A 14,797-nucleotide genomic window follows, 5' to 3' on the forward strand; every position below is an offset into this window, starting at 1 on the left:
GCGCGTACCGTCTTGCTGTGCTTTGTGCTCCTGGCCCTGGCCGTGGGGTCCACGGCCTGGGTGGGGGTCCGCGCGGTGAGCGCGCGTGATCATCTTCAGCAGGCCGCTGACCTGGTCAGCCGGTTGCGGGACCAGGTGCGAGCCCGGGATCCGATGGCGATGGAGACCCTCGACCTGCTGCGGGCCGAGACGCGTGCCGCGCGCGCGGACGTCGCGGACCCGGCGTGGCGCCTGGGAACTCACGCGCCGGCGATCGGCGACGATCTGCTGGCCGTGCAGAGCGTCGCTGACGCACTGGACGACCTGTCCCGCAACGGGGTGACGCCCTTGATCGAGACCGCGAGCCGGGTGGACCTCTCCACCCTGGCGCCCCGGAACGGCCGGTTCGATCTGGCGCCGATCCAGCTGTCCGCCGCCCGGTTGTCCGCCGCGGACGCGGTCGTGCGCCGGGTGCGTGACCGGGTCGGCGCGATCCGGGTCGAGGGCCTGGTCGCGCAGGTTCGGTCCGCGGTGACCGGGCTGCAGCAGGATCTGCGCCGGGCATCCGAGACGACTTCGATCGCGGCGCGTGCCGCCACCCTTCTCCCGCCGATGCTGGGCAGCGCGGGGCCACGGAACTATCTCGTCCTCTTCCAGAATCTCGCCGAGGTGCGGGCCACCGGCGGGATGCCGGGCGCCTACGTCGTGATCAGGGCGGATCGCGGCCGGGTCGCGATCGTCGATCAGGGGATGGCCGCCTCGGACCTGCGGTCGTTCAAGAAGCCGGTGCTGCCGTTGCGTGCTGCCGATCGGGCGCTCTACACCGACAAGCTCGGCCGGTTCCCCGCCAACGTCAACGTGACGCCGGACTTCCCGACCACCGCGGCGCTGGCCCGGGAGATGTACCGGCGGCGCTCCGGCAATGCAGTCGACGGCGTGTTCTCCACCGACCCGGTGGCCCTGTCATACGTGCTGCGTGCGCTGGGACCGGTGCCGGTCCCTGGCGGCGAGCCGCTGACCGGCGACAGCGCGGTGCCGGTCCTGTTGTCGCGGATCTATGCCTCCGACGTCTCCCTGGAACGGCAGGACCGGTACTTCACCGCGGCGGCCAGGGCCACCTTCCGGGCGCTTCTCGAGCGGCCGGTCGATCCGGCTGCCCTGATGGGTGCGCTGGTCCAGGCGGCCCAGGAGCGCCGGATGCTGATGTGGAGCACGCGTGCCGTGGAGAACCAGCTGGTGGCGGGCACCGCGCTGGCCGGGGTGATGCCTGCCAGCGACGGTGCCGATCCGACCGTGGGGGTGTTCCTGAACGACGGGAGCGGCGCGAAGCTCGGCTACTACCTGACCCACGCCGCTGAGGTCGCCGTGCAGCCGGTGTGCCGCACGGACGGCCGCCGGGAGATCACCCTGAGGGTCGTGCTCGGGTCCACCGCGCCGAAGTCGGGCCTGTCGGCGAACGTGCTCGGGATGGGCCTGGCCGGGGACCCGTACACCATCCGTACCAATGTGTCGGTCTACAGCCCGACCGGCGGAGCGATCGCCGGGATGCGCCTGGACGGCGCACGGCAGCCGTTCGGCGCCGGCCGGGACCGGCGGCGCGCGGTCGGCATCGTCACCGTCGACCTCAAGCCCGGTACGCGGCGCACGCTCGACGTCACGATGCTCACCGGGGTGCCCGCCGGCGGGTACGGCGAGACCGTCACGCCCCGGTTGTGGACGACGCCCGGCCTGACTCCCTGGGACCTGAAGATCCGGTCCGGGAGCGGCTGTCCGAGAACCCGATAGGCACCTGCCGGCGTCACGCGGCGGCGAGTGCCGTTCGCCGTCGCCGGTCCTGCAGGTGCTGGTAGGAGAGCCAGGTGAGGTGGCGCAGGTCGGCGTATGCCGGTCCCAGCAGCGGCACGGTGCTCAGGCGGCGGCGCGCGGCACGGATCGCAGCCGTTTCGGCCGGATCGACCAGAGGGCGGCTGAGCTGGCCGTCGTGGACGCGGTAGCGCACGAGTGGGGCGGCGATGTTGTCGAGTGGGCCGATCTTGGCGAGTCGCAGCCAGAGTTGGTAGTCCTGTCCGATGCGGCAGGCGGGGTGGTAGCCGCCGACGTCGAGGACGGCCTGCCGCCGGTAGATGACCGAGGAGTGCACGATGATGTTGTGCCAGGCCAGGCGTCGCCGGATCCGGTCCGGGCCGACGGGTGCGGGTTTGGCGCCGATGGTTCGGCCGTGCTGGTCGATGACGGTTGCGCCGGAGCCGATCAGCAGCAGGTCCGGTCGTTCGGTGAGGGCTTGGATCTGGGTTTCGAATCGTTCGGGTTCGCAGACGTCGTCGGCGTCGAGGCGGGCGACCAGGTCGGTGGAGGCTTCGGCCAGGCCGGCGTTGAGGGCTTTGACGACGCCGGAGCGGGCGGGCAGCACTTTGATCTTCACCCGGCCGCGCAGTTCCTGGCGTTCGAGCACGGCGCGGTTGTGGTCGCAGTCGCCGTCCAGGACGACGATCAGGTTCCAGGCCGGATAGCTCTGCGCCAGCAGACTCTCCGTCGCCTGGCCGAGCCAGGCCGCGTCCGGCAGGGTGGGGATCAGGACGGTGATCTCGGGAGTCATCGCAACGCCTCGCGGTAGTGGTCCATGCTGCGGTCGACGATCGCTGCCCAGTCCAGCGTCGCCACGTGCTGTTTCGCCGCCAGGGCAAGGCGCTGGGCGAGGTCCGGCTCGCTGAGCAACCGGGTGACCTGGCGGGTGAACGCGGCCGCGTCGCCCGGCGGGAACAGCAGGGCGCCGGGCCCCACCGCCTCCGGGATGCCGCCGAGGTCGGCGGCCACGACGGGCGCGCCGCAGGCGAGAGCCTCCAGGGCGGCCATACCGAACATCTCGGCCTGACGGGTCGGCAGCACGCTGACCGCGGCCGCACCGAGCAGGCCGGGCAGCAACGACTCGTCCACCGCGCCGAGGCACCGGACGCCCTGATCGGACAGCTGGGTCATCAGCGCCGACGGCTCCCGGCGGGTGAATCGCTCCGGCGGCCCGGCCGCGACCACGACCGCGTCCGGCGCGGCCTCGCGCAGGTGGCGGGCCAGCGGGACCAGCAGGTCCGAGCCTTTCTGCAGGCACACCCGGCCGAGATAGACGACCAGCGGACCCGGGGGCAGGCCGAGCGCCTGACGGGCGTGCTCGGCCGCGCCGGGATCGGGACGGAACTGTTGCCGGTTCACTCCGTTGTAGAGAACGCGGGTGCGGGCCGCGGCCCGGGGGTAGAACCGTTTGAACTCGGCGGCGCAGTACGCCGACGCGGCCATGTGCAGGTCGAAGGCGAGCAGCCGCGACTCGTAGCACCGATGGGCCCAGCGCAGATGGGTGCCGCGATAGGCGAAGTAGTCCACCGAGTGCACCGCCGCGGCGAATTGCTTGCGCAGCGCGGTTGCCGCCATCGGCGCGCCATGCGCGTGCAGCACCCCGCCCGCCCGCCGGCCGTGCGCCCAGCGCCGGGCGCGGGCCAGGAACTCGAAGTCACGGGCCGGGCGGCGGCTGCGCAGGCGCATGCTGTGCACCTCGACGCCGTCCACCACCTCGACACCGTCCCGCACGGCCGGGGTGAGGACGCGGACCTCATGGCCGGCCGCTGCCTGCAGGCGCGCCATCTCGATGATCCGGCGTCCCAGCGCACCGCCGTAACGGTGGAGAACCGGCACGTCCGACGTGCCTATGTGAGTGATCCGCACCGGGGCTGCTCCTTCGTGTCGTGGTCGCCGGCGACGTGGTGGCCGATTCCGCGCTTGCGGCTCATGGCTGCGACTCCGCCCTGGACCGCAGGCGCACGGCCAGGTACGCGGCGGACACCGCGTACGAGATCAAGTGACTGGCGGCGGCGCCGGACGCGCCGAGGGCCGGGACCAGAACCAGGGCGGCCGCCGCCATCACCGCCGCGAGCACCAGGTCGCTGACGATCCAGTGGCGGAGGCGGCCGAGGCCGACCGCCACGCTGCTGAGCAGGGCATTCGCGGAGACGGTCAGGCTCGCGCAGGCCATCAGCGCGGTGGTGGCGGCATATCCGGCATAGCTCGGCCCGAAGGCCTCGTTCAGCATCGGTGAGGCGGCCGCGAGCGTGAGCGAAACCAGCGTCGCGGTACCCAGGCCGAAGCGGACGATGCGGCGCGCCAGGGCGCGGGCGGCGGGCGGGGACTGCCTGCCGAGGTACGGCACCGCGGCGCCGGCCAGTGTGGACGGCAGGAAGCTGCCGATCAGGCTCAGCCGGCAGGCCAGCCCGAACGCGCCGTTCTCGGCGAGCCCGTCCGGCCGCAGCAGCAGGGTGATCTGTACCAGCCAGCCGACGCCGTAGATGGCCAGCCCGGCGATGCCCGCGGACACCGCGGGTGTGATCAGGCCGGTGACCCGCGAGCACAGGAGCCGGGCCGGAAAGGTGGCCAGGTACCGGCGCTGGATGAGGACCAGGACTCCCACCGCGGCAAGCAACGTCTCGGCCGTACCCGCTGCCAGTGCCGCGACCGCGGCGTCGGCGGTGGTCACCGATGCGGCGTAGACGGCGGACCCGGAGGCGACGGCGCGCACCACGGTGAGGACCGTTACGACGGTGAACCTGCGATGACCGGTCAGGACGGCGGTGACGACGGTGGACGTCCCGAGGCCCAGTGCCCACAGCAGAGCGGCGACCAGGCCGGAGCCGTGCAGCATGCCGATCGGGGTGACACTCGCGACGGCGGCCACCGCACACCCGGCCACCGCCAGTAGCGCGGTCGTCACCAGCAGGACCGCCGCGGCGATCTGGCGCACCTCGAGCGTGTCCGGTCCGGCCGCCACGGCCCTGGTGACGAGCGGGCCGAAACCGAGAACGCCGAGCATGCTGATGAGCGCGGCAGTGGCCGTCAGATAGGTGAAAACGCCGAACTCGGCGGAACCCAGCACGGCGGCGGCGCCCAGGCCGGCGATGAGGCCGGCGGCGCGCCCGGCGCCGGATCCCAGCGCGCTGAGCATCGAGGCGCGGCCCAGGCTGTCCTTGCCGACCAGCGTCGAGAGCCGGGCTCGATCGAGGAGCGCCGGGATCACCGCACGGTCACTGAGGGCCGGCCGGAGCGCCTGCTTCGCCGTGCTGCCGCGATCGTCAAGCGCATGGTCCCCTCCCGTCTGTGCCGCGAACCGCCCTCGGAGAAGATATAAGGCTATAAGATCTGATAACGGTAAACGCCGACAAATCGCATCAACGGAGCGCGCGTGTGGAGGGGGCGCTCCGGGGCGCGGGTGAGCCGGCGGCGCCGGATCGGTTCGTGGATATCGAATGATCCATTCGGGGGACGGATGTCCGCGAACTCGATAGATTCGCCTCAGCCGAGAAATTACTTTCATGTGCCTATGCCATGGTTGCGAGGGTTCTATGTATTTCCGTCGAATGTTGAGGTTGTTCGTCCTCGTCGCCGCCATGGTGCTGGCGGCGCCCGTGGCCGCCCATGCGGAGCCCTACCCGGTGGAGCCGCCGGACTCCGGTGTGTCCGACGGCACCGTCCAGCCGGGCGGCACCGTGACGTTCTCCGGTGAGGGCTTCCTGCCCTTCGAACGGATCTCGATCGAGGTGGGCTACGACGGCTCGGACAACAACGCCGCGTTCTTCGGCGAGCGGGAGCGGCGCTCGGACGGGCTCGTGCTGGCGGCCGCCGCGCTCCCGCAGCGGGTCACCATCACCACCACCGCGGACGAGAACGGCCGCTTCAGCGTCGAGGTGCCGCTGACCGAGGTCGGCAACGCCACGCTGGTGGCGACCGGTCTCACCTCCGGCGTCACGGTCACCACCGTGGTCGAGGTGGTCGGTGACGGCGACTCCGGTGACGGCGACGACGGCGGCTCGGGCGGCGGCGACTCCGGCGACTCGGACGACTCCGAGGACGGGGACTCCGACGAGGCCCTGCCGACGACCGGCCCGTCGGGCACCTCGCTGCTGCTCGTGGTCTCCAGCGGCGTCGGCGCCGTGCTGGTCGGCACCGCGATGCTGTGGCTGGTCCGGTCGCGGCGGCGCACCGACGTGTGACCCTTCAGCACCGTCTCGGACGGCCGGCTCTCCTCGGGAGGGCCGGCCGTTTCGCTTGCCCGGCCTGAGCGTGGTGATCGCGGGCGCGGACGGCGCCGGGAATCACCACGGTGCGTGGCGGCATCCGGTGGGCGTCCGGGCGCGAATCACCGGGGAGACCGGGCGCCCGCCCGGCCGAGTCCGGGAGGGACGCCATGGAAACGCAGGCGATGCACATCGCCAACGGGATCGTCGACGGGCCGGTGTCGGCCCTGTTCATCGTCGTCGCGGTGGCCGCGCTGGCGGTCTGCGCCCGGCGGGCCCGCGCCGGCCTCGAGGACCGGCTCGCCCCGATGGCGGGCCTGGTGGCGGCGTTCATCTTCGCCGCCCAGATGCTCAACTTCCCGATCGCCGCGGGCATCTCCGGGCACCTGCTCGGCGGGGCCCTCGCGGCGATCCTGGTCGGCCCCTGGCTGGGCGCGCTGTGCGTGGCGACCGTGCTGGTCGTGCAGGCGCTGCTGTTCGCCGACGGCGGCCTGACCGCGATCGGCCTGAACGTGGTCAACATGGCGGTCGTCGCCACCGGCGCCGGCTTCCTGGTGGCGGCCGCCCTGCTGCGGGTGCTGCCGCGCACGCCCGCCGGGCTCGGCCTCGCCGCCTTCATCGCGTCGGTCGTCAGTGTGGTCGCGGCCGCCGAGGGGTTCGTGCTGCAGTACGCCCTGGGCGGCACCACCGCGCTGCCGTTCGCCGAGGTGGCGACCCTGATGGCGGGCACCCACCTGCTGATCGGGATCGGTGAGGGCCTGATCGCCGCGGTCACCGTGGCCACCGTCGCGCGGGTACGGCCCGACCTCGTGCACGCGCTGCGCCGGTCCGCGCCCGCGCCCACGATCGGAGCGGCGGCATGACCCGGCGGCTCGGCTGGTTCCTCGGCGCCGGCCTGCTGGTGGCGCTCCTGCTCGCCGGGGTGGTCAGCAACTTCGCGTCGGCCAGCCCGGACGGCCTGGACCACGCCGCGCGCGCCGGCTGCACGCTGGACGGCAGCGGGGAGATCACCGGCGGCGTCTGCATGGCGCTCGGCGAGACCGGGCATGAGCTGGCCGGCAGCCCGTTCGCGGACTACGGCGTGGCCGGGCTCTCCGGCGTCGTCGGCGTGCTGGTCACCTTCGCCGTCGGCAGCGGCCTGGTGCGGCTGGCGACTGGCCGGCGGGCGCGACAATGATCGGCGATGGTCTTCAAGCGGGCACCGGTCAGGGCGACGTCAGGCGTGGCGGTCGCCGGTGTGCTGATCTTCGCCTGGCGGGCGGCCGCCGACTCGTACCCCGGCTGGGCCTTGCTGGTGCTCGCCGTCGCGCTGCTGCTGATCGTCGCCGGCCTGCTCGCGCACCGGGAAGTGGTGCGGCGAAGGGTCCGGGCCTGGGCGGCCGGGTGGACCCCCGCCGGCCGGGTCTGGCCGTGGGACGGGCTGCGCCGTCAGGGTGACATCCGGGTGCCGCGCGCCTGGACCCGGGAGGTGGCCGGCCTGCCGGTCACGGTGGGGGAGATCCGCTGGTCGGGCGGCGCGCTCGCCGGGGCGGTCCTGGCCCGTGCCGGGCGCGGTGTCTTCGTCGTGGTCGGCCTGCCGGGGGAGGCGCCGGAGATGGGGTTGCGGCTGCCGTACCGGTTCGTCGGTGACTGGCCCCGGCAGACCGACCCCGAGGTGCGCGAGGCCTTCCTCGACGGGCGGATCCCGCTGTGGACGGTGCGCGGCGGCGAGCTGTTCACGATCGAGCCGCGCGACGGGCTCTTCGCCGGCCCGGCGGTCTTCGACCGGGCCGTCCGCAGGGCCCTGCTCGCCGTGGAGTTGCTGCACCTCGCCCGCCCGCATCGGTGATGCAAGATCCGCCACTCGGCGCTGGTGCGGGTAGCGGGCGGGTCATACCCTGTGGCGGCCGGTCGATGACCGGGGCGAGCGGGGGAGGATGCGCGGGTGACGGCGGCGACCGTGGTGTTCCTGGTGATCGGCGGCGTGGGGATCGCGCTGCTCGCGGTTGCCCTGCTCGGCGGCGAGCTGCTGCACTTCGGCGACATCAGCGCGGACGGGCTGGTCTCCCTCGAGGCGATCGCCGGTTTCCTCGGCGCGCTGGGCTTCGCCGGCGCCATCACCGCGGAGCTGCTCGACGCCCGTACCCCGGCTTTGATCGTGTTGTCCGCGGCCGTCGGCGCGGTGGCCGCCCTGGTCGCCGCCTGGCTGGCGCTGCGCCTGTCGCGCGCCGCCCGCAACATGCGCACCGACGCCACCCCCACCCGGCAGCACCTGATCGGCACCCTCGGCGTGGTCGTCACCGCCGTGCCCGCCGGCACCGGCTACGGCGAGGTGCGCATCCGGCTCGGCGGCCAGCCGGTCAAGCTCAACGCCCGGGCCGACCAGGCGCTGCCGGCCGGCACCCCGATCTTCGTGGTGGAAGCACCCACGGACACCTCCGTCGTCGTCGAGGCGACGCCAACCCCCGGAAGGGCATAAATGTCACCATTGCTGTTCGCGATCGGCGGCGCGCTGCTGCTGGTCATCCTTCTCGTGCTCTTCGTGCTCTCCCGGATCAAGGTGGCCGGGCCGAACGAGGCCTTTATCATCACCGGCCGCAAGGGCCGGGTGACCCAGTCGGCTGACGGCACCAGCAGCACCGACCTGTCCGGGCAGAAGGTCGTGATGGGCGCCTCGGTGTTCGTCATGCCGGTCGTGCAGCGGCTCCAGTCGCTCGACCTGTCCAGCCGCCGCATCGACGTCAGCATCAAGGGCGCCGTCTCCAAGCAGGGCATCCGGGCCGAGCTGCACGGCGTCGCGATCGTCAAGGTCGGCGGCACCGAGGACGCCATCCGGGCGGCCGCCCAGCGGTTCCTGCACCAGCAGGCCGAGATCGAGGACTTCACCCGTGAGGTGCTCGCCGGCGCGCTGCGTTCGATCGTCGGCCGGCTCACCGTCGAGGAGATCATCCGGGACCGGGCGGCGTTCGCCAGCGCGGTCGCCGAGGAGGCCGAGCACTCGATGACCAACCAGGGTCTGGTGCTCGACACGTTCCAGCTGCAGGACATCCTCGCCGAGGGCTCCTACCTGCAGGACCTGGGCCGGCCGGAGGCCGCCCGCGTGCTCAAGGACGCGGCCATCGCCGAGGCCCGCGCCCGGCAGGCCGCCGAGCAGGAGCGCCTGCTCGCCGAGGAGGCGATCGCCGAGGCGAACCGGAACCTGGCGCTGAAGCAGGCCGCCATCCAGGCCGAGATCGACGCGGCGAAGGCGCAGTCGGCGGCGGCCGGCCCGCTCGCCCAGGCCGAGCGGGACCAGAAGATCCTCGCCGAGCAGCAGAAGGTCGCCGAGCAGAACGCCGAGCTCAAGCAGCGCCAGCTCGACACCGAGGTGCGCAAGCCGGCCGACGCCGCGCGGTACAAGGTGGAGCAGGAGGCCGAGGCGGCCCGCAACGCGTCCGTCATCGGCGCCGACGCGCAGCGGCAGGCCACCATCGCGGCCGCGCAGGCCTCCGCCGAGCAGGCGCGGCTCACCGGTGAGGGTGAGCGGGCCCGCCGGGCTGCGCTCGCCGAGGCGCACGCGATCGAGGGCGCCAAGGAGGGTGAGGCCGAGCAGCGCCGGCGGACCGCGATCGCCGAGGCGATCGAGCGCGAGGGCGCGGCCGAGGCCGCGGCCATCCTCGCCCGCGGCCAGGCCGAGGCCGAGGCGATGGCCAAGAAGGCGGACGCTTTCTCGGCGTACGGTGAAGCCGCCGTCCTCGACCTGCTGGTGAAGGTGCTCCCGCAGGTCGTCGAGGCGGCCGCCGCCCCGATGGGCGCGATCGACAAGATGACCGTCATCTCCACCGACGGCGCGTCCTCGCTGACCAAGTCGGTCGCCAACAACGTGGCCCAGGGCCTGCAGCTCGGCAGCGACCTGACCGGGGTCGACCTGACCACCCTGCTCGCCAAGCTCGGCTCCGCCGGGCTGCGTGCCGGCAACGCCGACGCGAACGGCCGCACCCTCGAGGCCGAGCGCGAGTAACCGCAACCGCCCGACGGGCCGGTCCGCGTGCTGCGCGGGCCGGCCCGCCGCGTCAACTCCCCGCCCGCAACCCGGTTCTGCTGTTCGGCGCCGCGTGCGGGCCGATTGCTCAGGCAGTCGACCGGTGTCCCGGTCCGAGTTCTGGGGAGTTCGCGACATGCCGGTGCCGAACCGCGCCACGGTCCTGGTCGTCGACGACGACGAGGGCGTCCGGGACCTGATCTCCTTCCTGCTGGGCCGGGCCGGCTACCGGTGCCTCACCGCCGCCGACGGCCCGCAGGCGCTGACCGCGCTCGCCGAGACCCGCCCCGACCTGGTCGTCCTGGACATGGTGATGCCCGGCCTCGACGGCGTCGGCGTCTGCACCCGGATCCAGGCCGACGCCGCCACGGCCGGCGTCCCAGTGGTCATGATGAGCGGCCGCGCCTCCAAGGCCGAGATCGCCTCGGCGTTCGCCTCCGGCGCGGTGGAGTACGTCGACAAGCCGGTGCACCCCGGCGAACTGGTGTCGCTGCTGCGCCTGCTGCTGCCGGCCACCGTCTAGCCGAGCGGCCGGCAGAACGCGACGAGCAGGCTCCTGGCCCTCAGGACGCGGGTCGCCGCGTAGTACAGCCGGGTCGTGATCGTGGGGACCACCGCCTGCCCCCACAGCGGATCGTCGGGCGTCGCGGTGAAGGCGCGGACCGCGAACCGGGGGCCGAGAAGCCTGACGAGGCTGCGCCGGTCGTAGGCGATCGAGTGGTGCGGCCAGTCGATCGCCCCGAACCGGTTGCCGATGCCGCCGACGGCGCGTGACGGCATGCCGGCCAGCCCGTCGTGGTTCGGCACGTCGAGGTGCAGGATGCCGTCCGGCGCCAGCAGGGCGCTCACCTTCTCGAGCAGGTCCCGCGGGCGGGTGATGTGCTCCAGGACCTGCGACATGAAGACGACGTCGTATCTCCCGTCCTCGTCGCACGACAGGATGTCGCCGACCCGGCAGGACTCGATCCCCCGGGAGTGCGCCACCGCGATCGGCCGGGGATCGATGTCGATGCCGTGGTATTCGGCGCCCCGCGCGGCCATCTCCGCGGCCATGCCCGCCTCGCCGCAGCCGACCTCCAGCATCCGGAAGTTCGCCCGCCCGAGCGTCGCGGCGTAGTGGTGGTACCGGGCGTTCGCCAGCGCGCGGTACCGCTGCGCCCGCCGGGGAGAGCCGCTGACCATGTGCGCGGTGAAGGCCTCCTCGGTCAGGATGCTCGATTCGCCCGACGACGGCGAGTGGAACCGGGGGAGCGGATCGCAGCGGACCAGACCGCACCCGGCGCATCTGACCACCGTGGTGTTCCGCATCGACGCGGCCGGGCGGCGCTCATCCGACCCGCAGGCGACACAGGCGCTCACGATGTCTCCCGTTCTCCGCGGTGCCGGCTCGCGACCGCGACCGCGACGGCGAGCGACGGGCTGTGCGCGATGCTGACCCGGACGGTTCCCGCCCAGCCGGCGCCGGCGCCTGTCAACCGCACCTGCGGGCAGCCGTCAGGGGCGGCGATGATCTCGACATCGCGCAGGCCGACCGCCAGGAACGGCGACACGGCCTTGAGCGTCGCCTCCTTGGCGCACCAGCGCCCGGCGTAGCTCTCCGCCGGTCGTCCCGTCGCGCGGCAGTGGCCGCGTTCGGCGTCGGTGAAGAGACGTTCGTCCGGGCGGCGCCAGCGAGCGACCTCCTCGATGTCCACGCCGATGCCGATGTCGCCGCCCGGCCGGCGGGTCTCGTCGTAACCCAGCTCCGCGAGGAGCCGGTGGAGATCGTCTAGCAACGGCTCGCCGCGGCCTCGGCGAACATGACCCGCGACTTGGCCGGGTTGCCGACCGCCAGGGCCGCGGCCGGCACGTCGCGGTGCACCACCGCGCCGGCGCTCACCTTGGCGCCGTGCCCGATCCGCCGCCGCGGGAAGACCGTGGCATGGGTCCCGAGGAACACCTCGTCCCCGAGTTCGGCCGCGCCGTTGACGGCCGAGTAGGGCGAGAACACACAGTTGGCGCCGATGATCGCGTCATGGCCCACCGAGGCGTGGGCGTTGACCGCGACGTTCGCGCCGAGGATCGCCGCGGTGCCGACGAACGCGAAGGGGCACAGCACGCATCCGTCACCCAGCCGTGCGCCGGGGGCGATGTACGCCGATGGATGAACGACGGTCAGCAGGCGGCCGCCCCGGGCCCGCACCACGTCGGCGAGCGCCCGGCGGACAGCGGCGTCGCCGACCGCGACGACGAACCGCGTCGTCGCGGAGATCGGCACGTCGCGGACACTGCCCAGCACCCCCACGGCGAGGTCGAACCCGTCGAGGGCCCGGGGATTGTCGTCGGCGAAACCGGCCACCCGGTGCGCCGGCTCGCCGGCGAACGCGTCGGTGGCGTAGCCGAGGACCTCGCGCCCGAATCCTCCGGCGCCGACGATGACCAGGTCGAGCTGCGTCATGTTAGGTGCGCCTCCGTCAGGTCGATGGTCGTCCGGCGGGTGAACGACTGGAGCAGGTCGTGCCCGTCCCAGATGTGGTGGAACGTCAGGGCCTCGCCGACCGGGACGACCCGGTCGATCCCGCGGCCGTTGAGCTCCCGCACGAGGCCGGTCAGCTCCGCCGCCTCGAATCCGAACTGGACCAGCGTCTGGTCGCGGCGGTCGATGCGGGACGCCAGGTCACCCAGCGAGCCGACCCGGAACTGGAAGAAGACGCCGCCGCCGCAGAACTCGCCCCGGACGTCGGCGTAGCGGTCGAGGGGCAGAACGGTCAGCCGGCTGCCGTACGAGCGGGCCCGGCCGACGGGCCAGTCGATCGCGGCCCGGCGGGTGTAGGCGAGCTTGGCGATCGCGGTGGAGGTCGCGACCGCGTAGTCGCGCTCGCGGGTGACCTCGGCCAGCCGGTCGAAGAGGTCGGCGCCGGCGTACTCGGCGGTGGCCTGGTCGCCGACCCAGACCACCAGCCGCGGCGACGAGCATCCGAGCTGGTCGAAGGCGTAGGCGTCGTTGTAGAAGCGCTGCGCCAGGCGGTCCCGCCGGGCGTCGTCCAGGGCGAGGTAGCTGCCGGCCCGGAACACCGCCAGCGAGAACCGGTCGGGGAAGGTCAGCTCGGTGGCGTGCGGCGGCAGCGGGCTGCGCCTGATCTCGGTGATCGTCGCGTCGCCGCCCCAGACGACGCGAAGGTCGCAGGCCGCCGACAGCGCATCGGTGATCTGCCGGTCGTGGCCGTACTGGACCACGGCGGTCGACGCCTGGACGGACGGGTGGTTGCCGGCGCGGAACAGGTCGCGGAGCACGTCGACGATCAGCAGGGCCTGCTCGCCGGCCCGGTCGGAGAGCCGCACGACGTTGCGGTTCCCGACCAGCGTCGACAGCAGCCAGGAGTACATGAAGATGGTGTCGACGTTGGCCGGCGGGATGTGCAGGGCCGTCCCTCGCGGGACCAGCACGACACCGTCGCCGCCCAGCTCCGCGAAGTGGCCGGCCAGGCGCCGGATCCCGGCGCCCCGCAGCCAGAACGCGAGGGCCTGCGCCTCGGGCAGCCCTCGTGCCTCGCGCCGCAGCCGCTGGGCGAAGTCGGCGCAGAAGTCCATCGCCTCGGCACGGAACGGCGCCTCGGCGCGGGTGGCCGTCAGCTCCCGCAGCAGGTCGGCGACGTCGGCGTCAGCGGCTTCCGGGAGCAGCCGGCGGACCGTGGTCATACCGGCATCGCCGTCCGGGCGCTCTCGCCGGCGTGGGTGTCGCCGCACCCCCGCAGCTCGGCTCTCGGCACGCGGCCGAGCACCTCCAGCTGCTTGCCGCCCCAGCCGGTGGCCGGATCGCCGATGCCGTGCACGACGCCGAGGTCCTCGGTGAGCAGCGCGTGCCCGGGGTAGCTGCGCGGGAGGGCGCTCACCACCTCGATCACGCCGGTCCGGCCCACCGGCGCCTCGTCCCACGTCGCCGGGTCACGGATGATCACGTCGGCGAAGTTCGGTGGGTGGAGGTGGCCGTCCGGGCCCTCCAGGAACACGCTGCCGACCTGTTCCACCATGCCGTAGAAGTTGTGGGCGCGGGTCAGGCCGGTCAGTTCGAGCAGTGTCCGCTTGAAGGTGGCGTTGTCCACGGCCTGGGCCTGCAGCGCTTTCCACCCGCCGCTGTGGATCAGGGTGGCGTTCGAGAGGTCCGCCTCGCCCGGCCCGAGCTGCTGGACCAGGTACTGCCACACCATGAAGGTGAAGCCGAAGATCAGGATCGGCTCGCCGGCGAAGCGGCCGAGAAAGTCGGCCAGGCCCCGGCGGTCGAGGGTCATCTCGTCGTCCAGGGCGTAGAAGTGCTGCCGGCCGAAGCTCGCCATGCCGAGAACACCGGCGGCGCGGGCATTGAACTTCTCCCGGTCGCGGACCACGTGCCGGCCGTCCACGATGACCATCGGAAGGCGCCGGGGTCCCAGCAGCGTCGTCATGATCGCGGCCAGCGCCCGCGTCTGGAGGTCCGCCGTCTCCCGGTCCAGCACCACCCGGCTGACCGCCTGCCCGGTGGTTCCGCTCGAGGTCATCGTCTTGAAGATCTCCTCGTCCGGCACGCTCGCCAGGTGGTGGGTCTTGAAGAGCGACACCGGAAGGTACGGCACGTCCGCGAGCTTCCCGGCCTCGGCGGACGGTGGGAACGTGTCGAGGATCCGTGCGTACGCGGCGCACGCGCGCCGGTGCCGTTCGGTGAGCGCGGCGAGTTCGGCCCCGAGAAGCCGCTCCTTCTCGATCTGGTGGAGGCTGTACTGCCGGCGTGCGAGCAGGTCGTCGAGGCTCACCG

Annotated in this window: 16 protein-coding genes; 8 read left to right on the top strand and 8 right to left on the bottom strand. The window is 73.0% G+C overall.

Translation table 11 applies throughout. The annotated features are described in order from the left end of the window. The first annotated feature begins 75 nt into the window (after window positions 1–75). The gene (locus AB0F81_RS20730; protein ID WP_360199550.1) at window positions 76–1,764 is read left to right on the top strand and encodes a DUF4012 domain-containing protein; all 1,689 of its coding nucleotides are present in this window, start codon (window positions 76–78) and stop codon (window positions 1,762–1,764) included. Window positions 1,765–1,777: 13 nt separating this feature from the next. On the opposite strand, the gene AB0F81_RS20735 is transcribed toward AB0F81_RS20730, so the two are convergent. The 3 genes from AB0F81_RS20735 to AB0F81_RS20745 all read right to left on the bottom strand — a co-directional run bounded on the left by AB0F81_RS20735 (window position 1,778) and on the right by AB0F81_RS20745 (window position 5,032). Beyond that, complete coding sequence (locus tag AB0F81_RS20735; RefSeq protein WP_360199552.1) at window positions 1,778–2,575, bottom strand: glycosyltransferase; 798 nt, start codon at window positions 2,573–2,575, stop codon at window positions 1,778–1,780. Beyond that, window positions 2,572–3,690, bottom strand: coding sequence for a glycosyltransferase family 4 protein (locus AB0F81_RS20740; protein ID WP_360199554.1), 1,119 nt, complete (start codon window positions 3,688–3,690; stop codon window positions 2,572–2,574). The genes AB0F81_RS20735 and AB0F81_RS20740 overlap by 4 nt, the downstream gene beginning before the upstream one ends. A gap of 61 nt (window positions 3,691–3,751) precedes the next feature. Beyond that, window positions 3,752–5,032, bottom strand: a complete 1,281-nt coding sequence (locus tag AB0F81_RS20745; protein ID WP_360199556.1) for an oligosaccharide flippase family protein — start codon at window positions 5,030–5,032, stop codon at window positions 3,752–3,754. 340 nt (window positions 5,033–5,372) lie between these two features. On the opposite strand from AB0F81_RS20745, the gene AB0F81_RS20750 reads away from it, so the two are divergent. The 7 genes from AB0F81_RS20750 to AB0F81_RS20780 all read left to right on the top strand — a co-directional run bounded on the left by AB0F81_RS20750 (window position 5,373) and on the right by AB0F81_RS20780 (window position 10,552). After that, on the top strand, window positions 5,373–6,005 hold the full coding sequence (locus tag AB0F81_RS20750) for a hypothetical protein (RefSeq protein WP_360199558.1): 633 nt from the start codon (window positions 5,373–5,375) through the stop codon (window positions 6,003–6,005). A 194-nt stretch (window positions 6,006–6,199) separates the two neighbouring features. After that, a complete protein-coding gene (locus AB0F81_RS20755; protein WP_360199560.1) occupies window positions 6,200–6,892 on the top strand; it encodes an energy-coupling factor ABC transporter permease in 693 nt (230 codons plus the stop codon). Next, entirely contained in the window at window positions 6,889–7,206 is a 318-nt protein-coding gene (locus tag AB0F81_RS20760) for a PDGLE domain-containing protein (RefSeq protein WP_360199562.1), read from the top strand. The genes AB0F81_RS20755 and AB0F81_RS20760 overlap by 4 nt, the downstream gene beginning before the upstream one ends. 6 nt (window positions 7,207–7,212) lie before the next feature. Beyond that, window positions 7,213–7,857: a hypothetical protein gene (locus AB0F81_RS20765; RefSeq protein WP_360199564.1), complete on the top strand. Its 645-nt coding sequence runs from the start codon at window positions 7,213–7,215 to the stop codon at window positions 7,855–7,857. Between the two features lie 96 nt (window positions 7,858–7,953). After that, window positions 7,954–8,487, top strand: a complete 534-nt coding sequence (locus AB0F81_RS20770; protein WP_360199566.1) for an NfeD family protein — start codon at window positions 7,954–7,956, stop codon at window positions 8,485–8,487. Beyond that, window positions 8,488–10,008: an SPFH domain-containing protein gene (locus AB0F81_RS20775; RefSeq protein ID WP_360199568.1), complete on the top strand. Its 1,521-nt coding sequence runs from the start codon at window positions 8,488–8,490 to the stop codon at window positions 10,006–10,008. A 124-nt stretch (window positions 10,009–10,132) separates the two neighbouring features. After that, window positions 10,133–10,552, top strand: coding sequence for a response regulator (locus AB0F81_RS20780; RefSeq protein ID WP_360199570.1), 420 nt, complete (start codon window positions 10,133–10,135; stop codon window positions 10,550–10,552). Here the strand turns inward: AB0F81_RS20780 and AB0F81_RS20785 are convergent. The 5 genes from AB0F81_RS20785 to AB0F81_RS20805 are packed head-to-tail and all read right to left on the bottom strand — an operon-like array spanning window position 10,549 to window position 14,795. Continuing rightward, on the bottom strand, window positions 10,549–11,388 hold the full coding sequence (locus tag AB0F81_RS20785; RefSeq protein WP_360199572.1) for a class I SAM-dependent methyltransferase: 840 nt from the start codon (window positions 11,386–11,388) through the stop codon (window positions 10,549–10,551). The genes AB0F81_RS20780 and AB0F81_RS20785 overlap by 4 nt on opposite strands. Next, a complete protein-coding gene (locus AB0F81_RS20790) occupies window positions 11,385–11,804 on the bottom strand; it encodes a holo-ACP synthase (RefSeq protein WP_360199574.1) in 420 nt (139 codons plus the stop codon). The genes AB0F81_RS20785 and AB0F81_RS20790 overlap by 4 nt, the downstream gene beginning before the upstream one ends. Beyond that, complete coding sequence (locus AB0F81_RS20795) at window positions 11,798–12,466, bottom strand: NeuD/PglB/VioB family sugar acetyltransferase (protein ID WP_360199576.1); 669 nt, start codon at window positions 12,464–12,466, stop codon at window positions 11,798–11,800. The genes AB0F81_RS20790 and AB0F81_RS20795 overlap by 7 nt, the downstream gene beginning before the upstream one ends. Further along, window positions 12,463–13,707 (bottom strand): acyl-CoA reductase, encoded by a 1,245-nt coding sequence (locus AB0F81_RS20800; RefSeq protein ID WP_360199578.1) that lies wholly within the window; start codon window positions 13,705–13,707, stop codon window positions 12,463–12,465. Before AB0F81_RS20800 ends, AB0F81_RS20795 begins: the two co-directional genes overlap by 4 nt. Then, on the bottom strand, window positions 13,704–14,795 hold the full coding sequence (locus AB0F81_RS20805) for an acyl-protein synthetase (RefSeq protein WP_360199580.1): 1,092 nt from the start codon (window positions 14,793–14,795) through the stop codon (window positions 13,704–13,706). Before AB0F81_RS20805 ends, AB0F81_RS20800 begins: the two co-directional genes overlap by 4 nt. Between the last annotated feature and the right edge of the window lie 2 nt (window positions 14,796–14,797).

This window comes from Actinoplanes sp. NPDC024001 (assembly GCF_040638955.1).
GTDB lineage: Bacteria > Actinomycetota > Actinomycetes > Mycobacteriales > Micromonosporaceae > Actinoplanes.

Excerpts from the sequence above, each read along its gene's own strand:
- AB0F81_RS20795 (WP_360199576.1), bottom strand. The coding sequence starts at position 12,466 with ATGACGCAGCTCGACCTGGTCATCGTCGGCGCCGGAGGATTCGGGCGC.
- AB0F81_RS20765 (WP_360199564.1), top strand. The coding sequence starts at position 7,213 with ATGGTCTTCAAGCGGGCACCGGTCAGGGCGACGTCAGGCGTGGCGGTC.
- AB0F81_RS20750 (WP_360199558.1), top strand. The coding sequence starts at position 5,373 with ATGTTGAGGTTGTTCGTCCTCGTCGCCGCCATGGTGCTGGCGGCGCCC.
- AB0F81_RS20755 (WP_360199560.1), top strand. The coding sequence starts at position 6,200 with ATGGAAACGCAGGCGATGCACATCGCCAACGGGATCGTCGACGGGCCG.
- AB0F81_RS20760 (WP_360199562.1), top strand. The coding sequence starts at position 6,889 with ATGACCCGGCGGCTCGGCTGGTTCCTCGGCGCCGGCCTGCTGGTGGCG.
- AB0F81_RS20800 (WP_360199578.1), bottom strand. The coding sequence starts at position 13,707 with ATGACCACGGTCCGCCGGCTGCTCCCGGAAGCCGCTGACGCCGACGTC.
- AB0F81_RS20775 (WP_360199568.1), top strand. The coding sequence starts at position 8,488 with ATGTCACCATTGCTGTTCGCGATCGGCGGCGCGCTGCTGCTGGTCATC.
- AB0F81_RS20735 (WP_360199552.1), bottom strand. The coding sequence starts at position 2,575 with ATGACTCCCGAGATCACCGTCCTGATCCCCACCCTGCCGGACGCGGCC.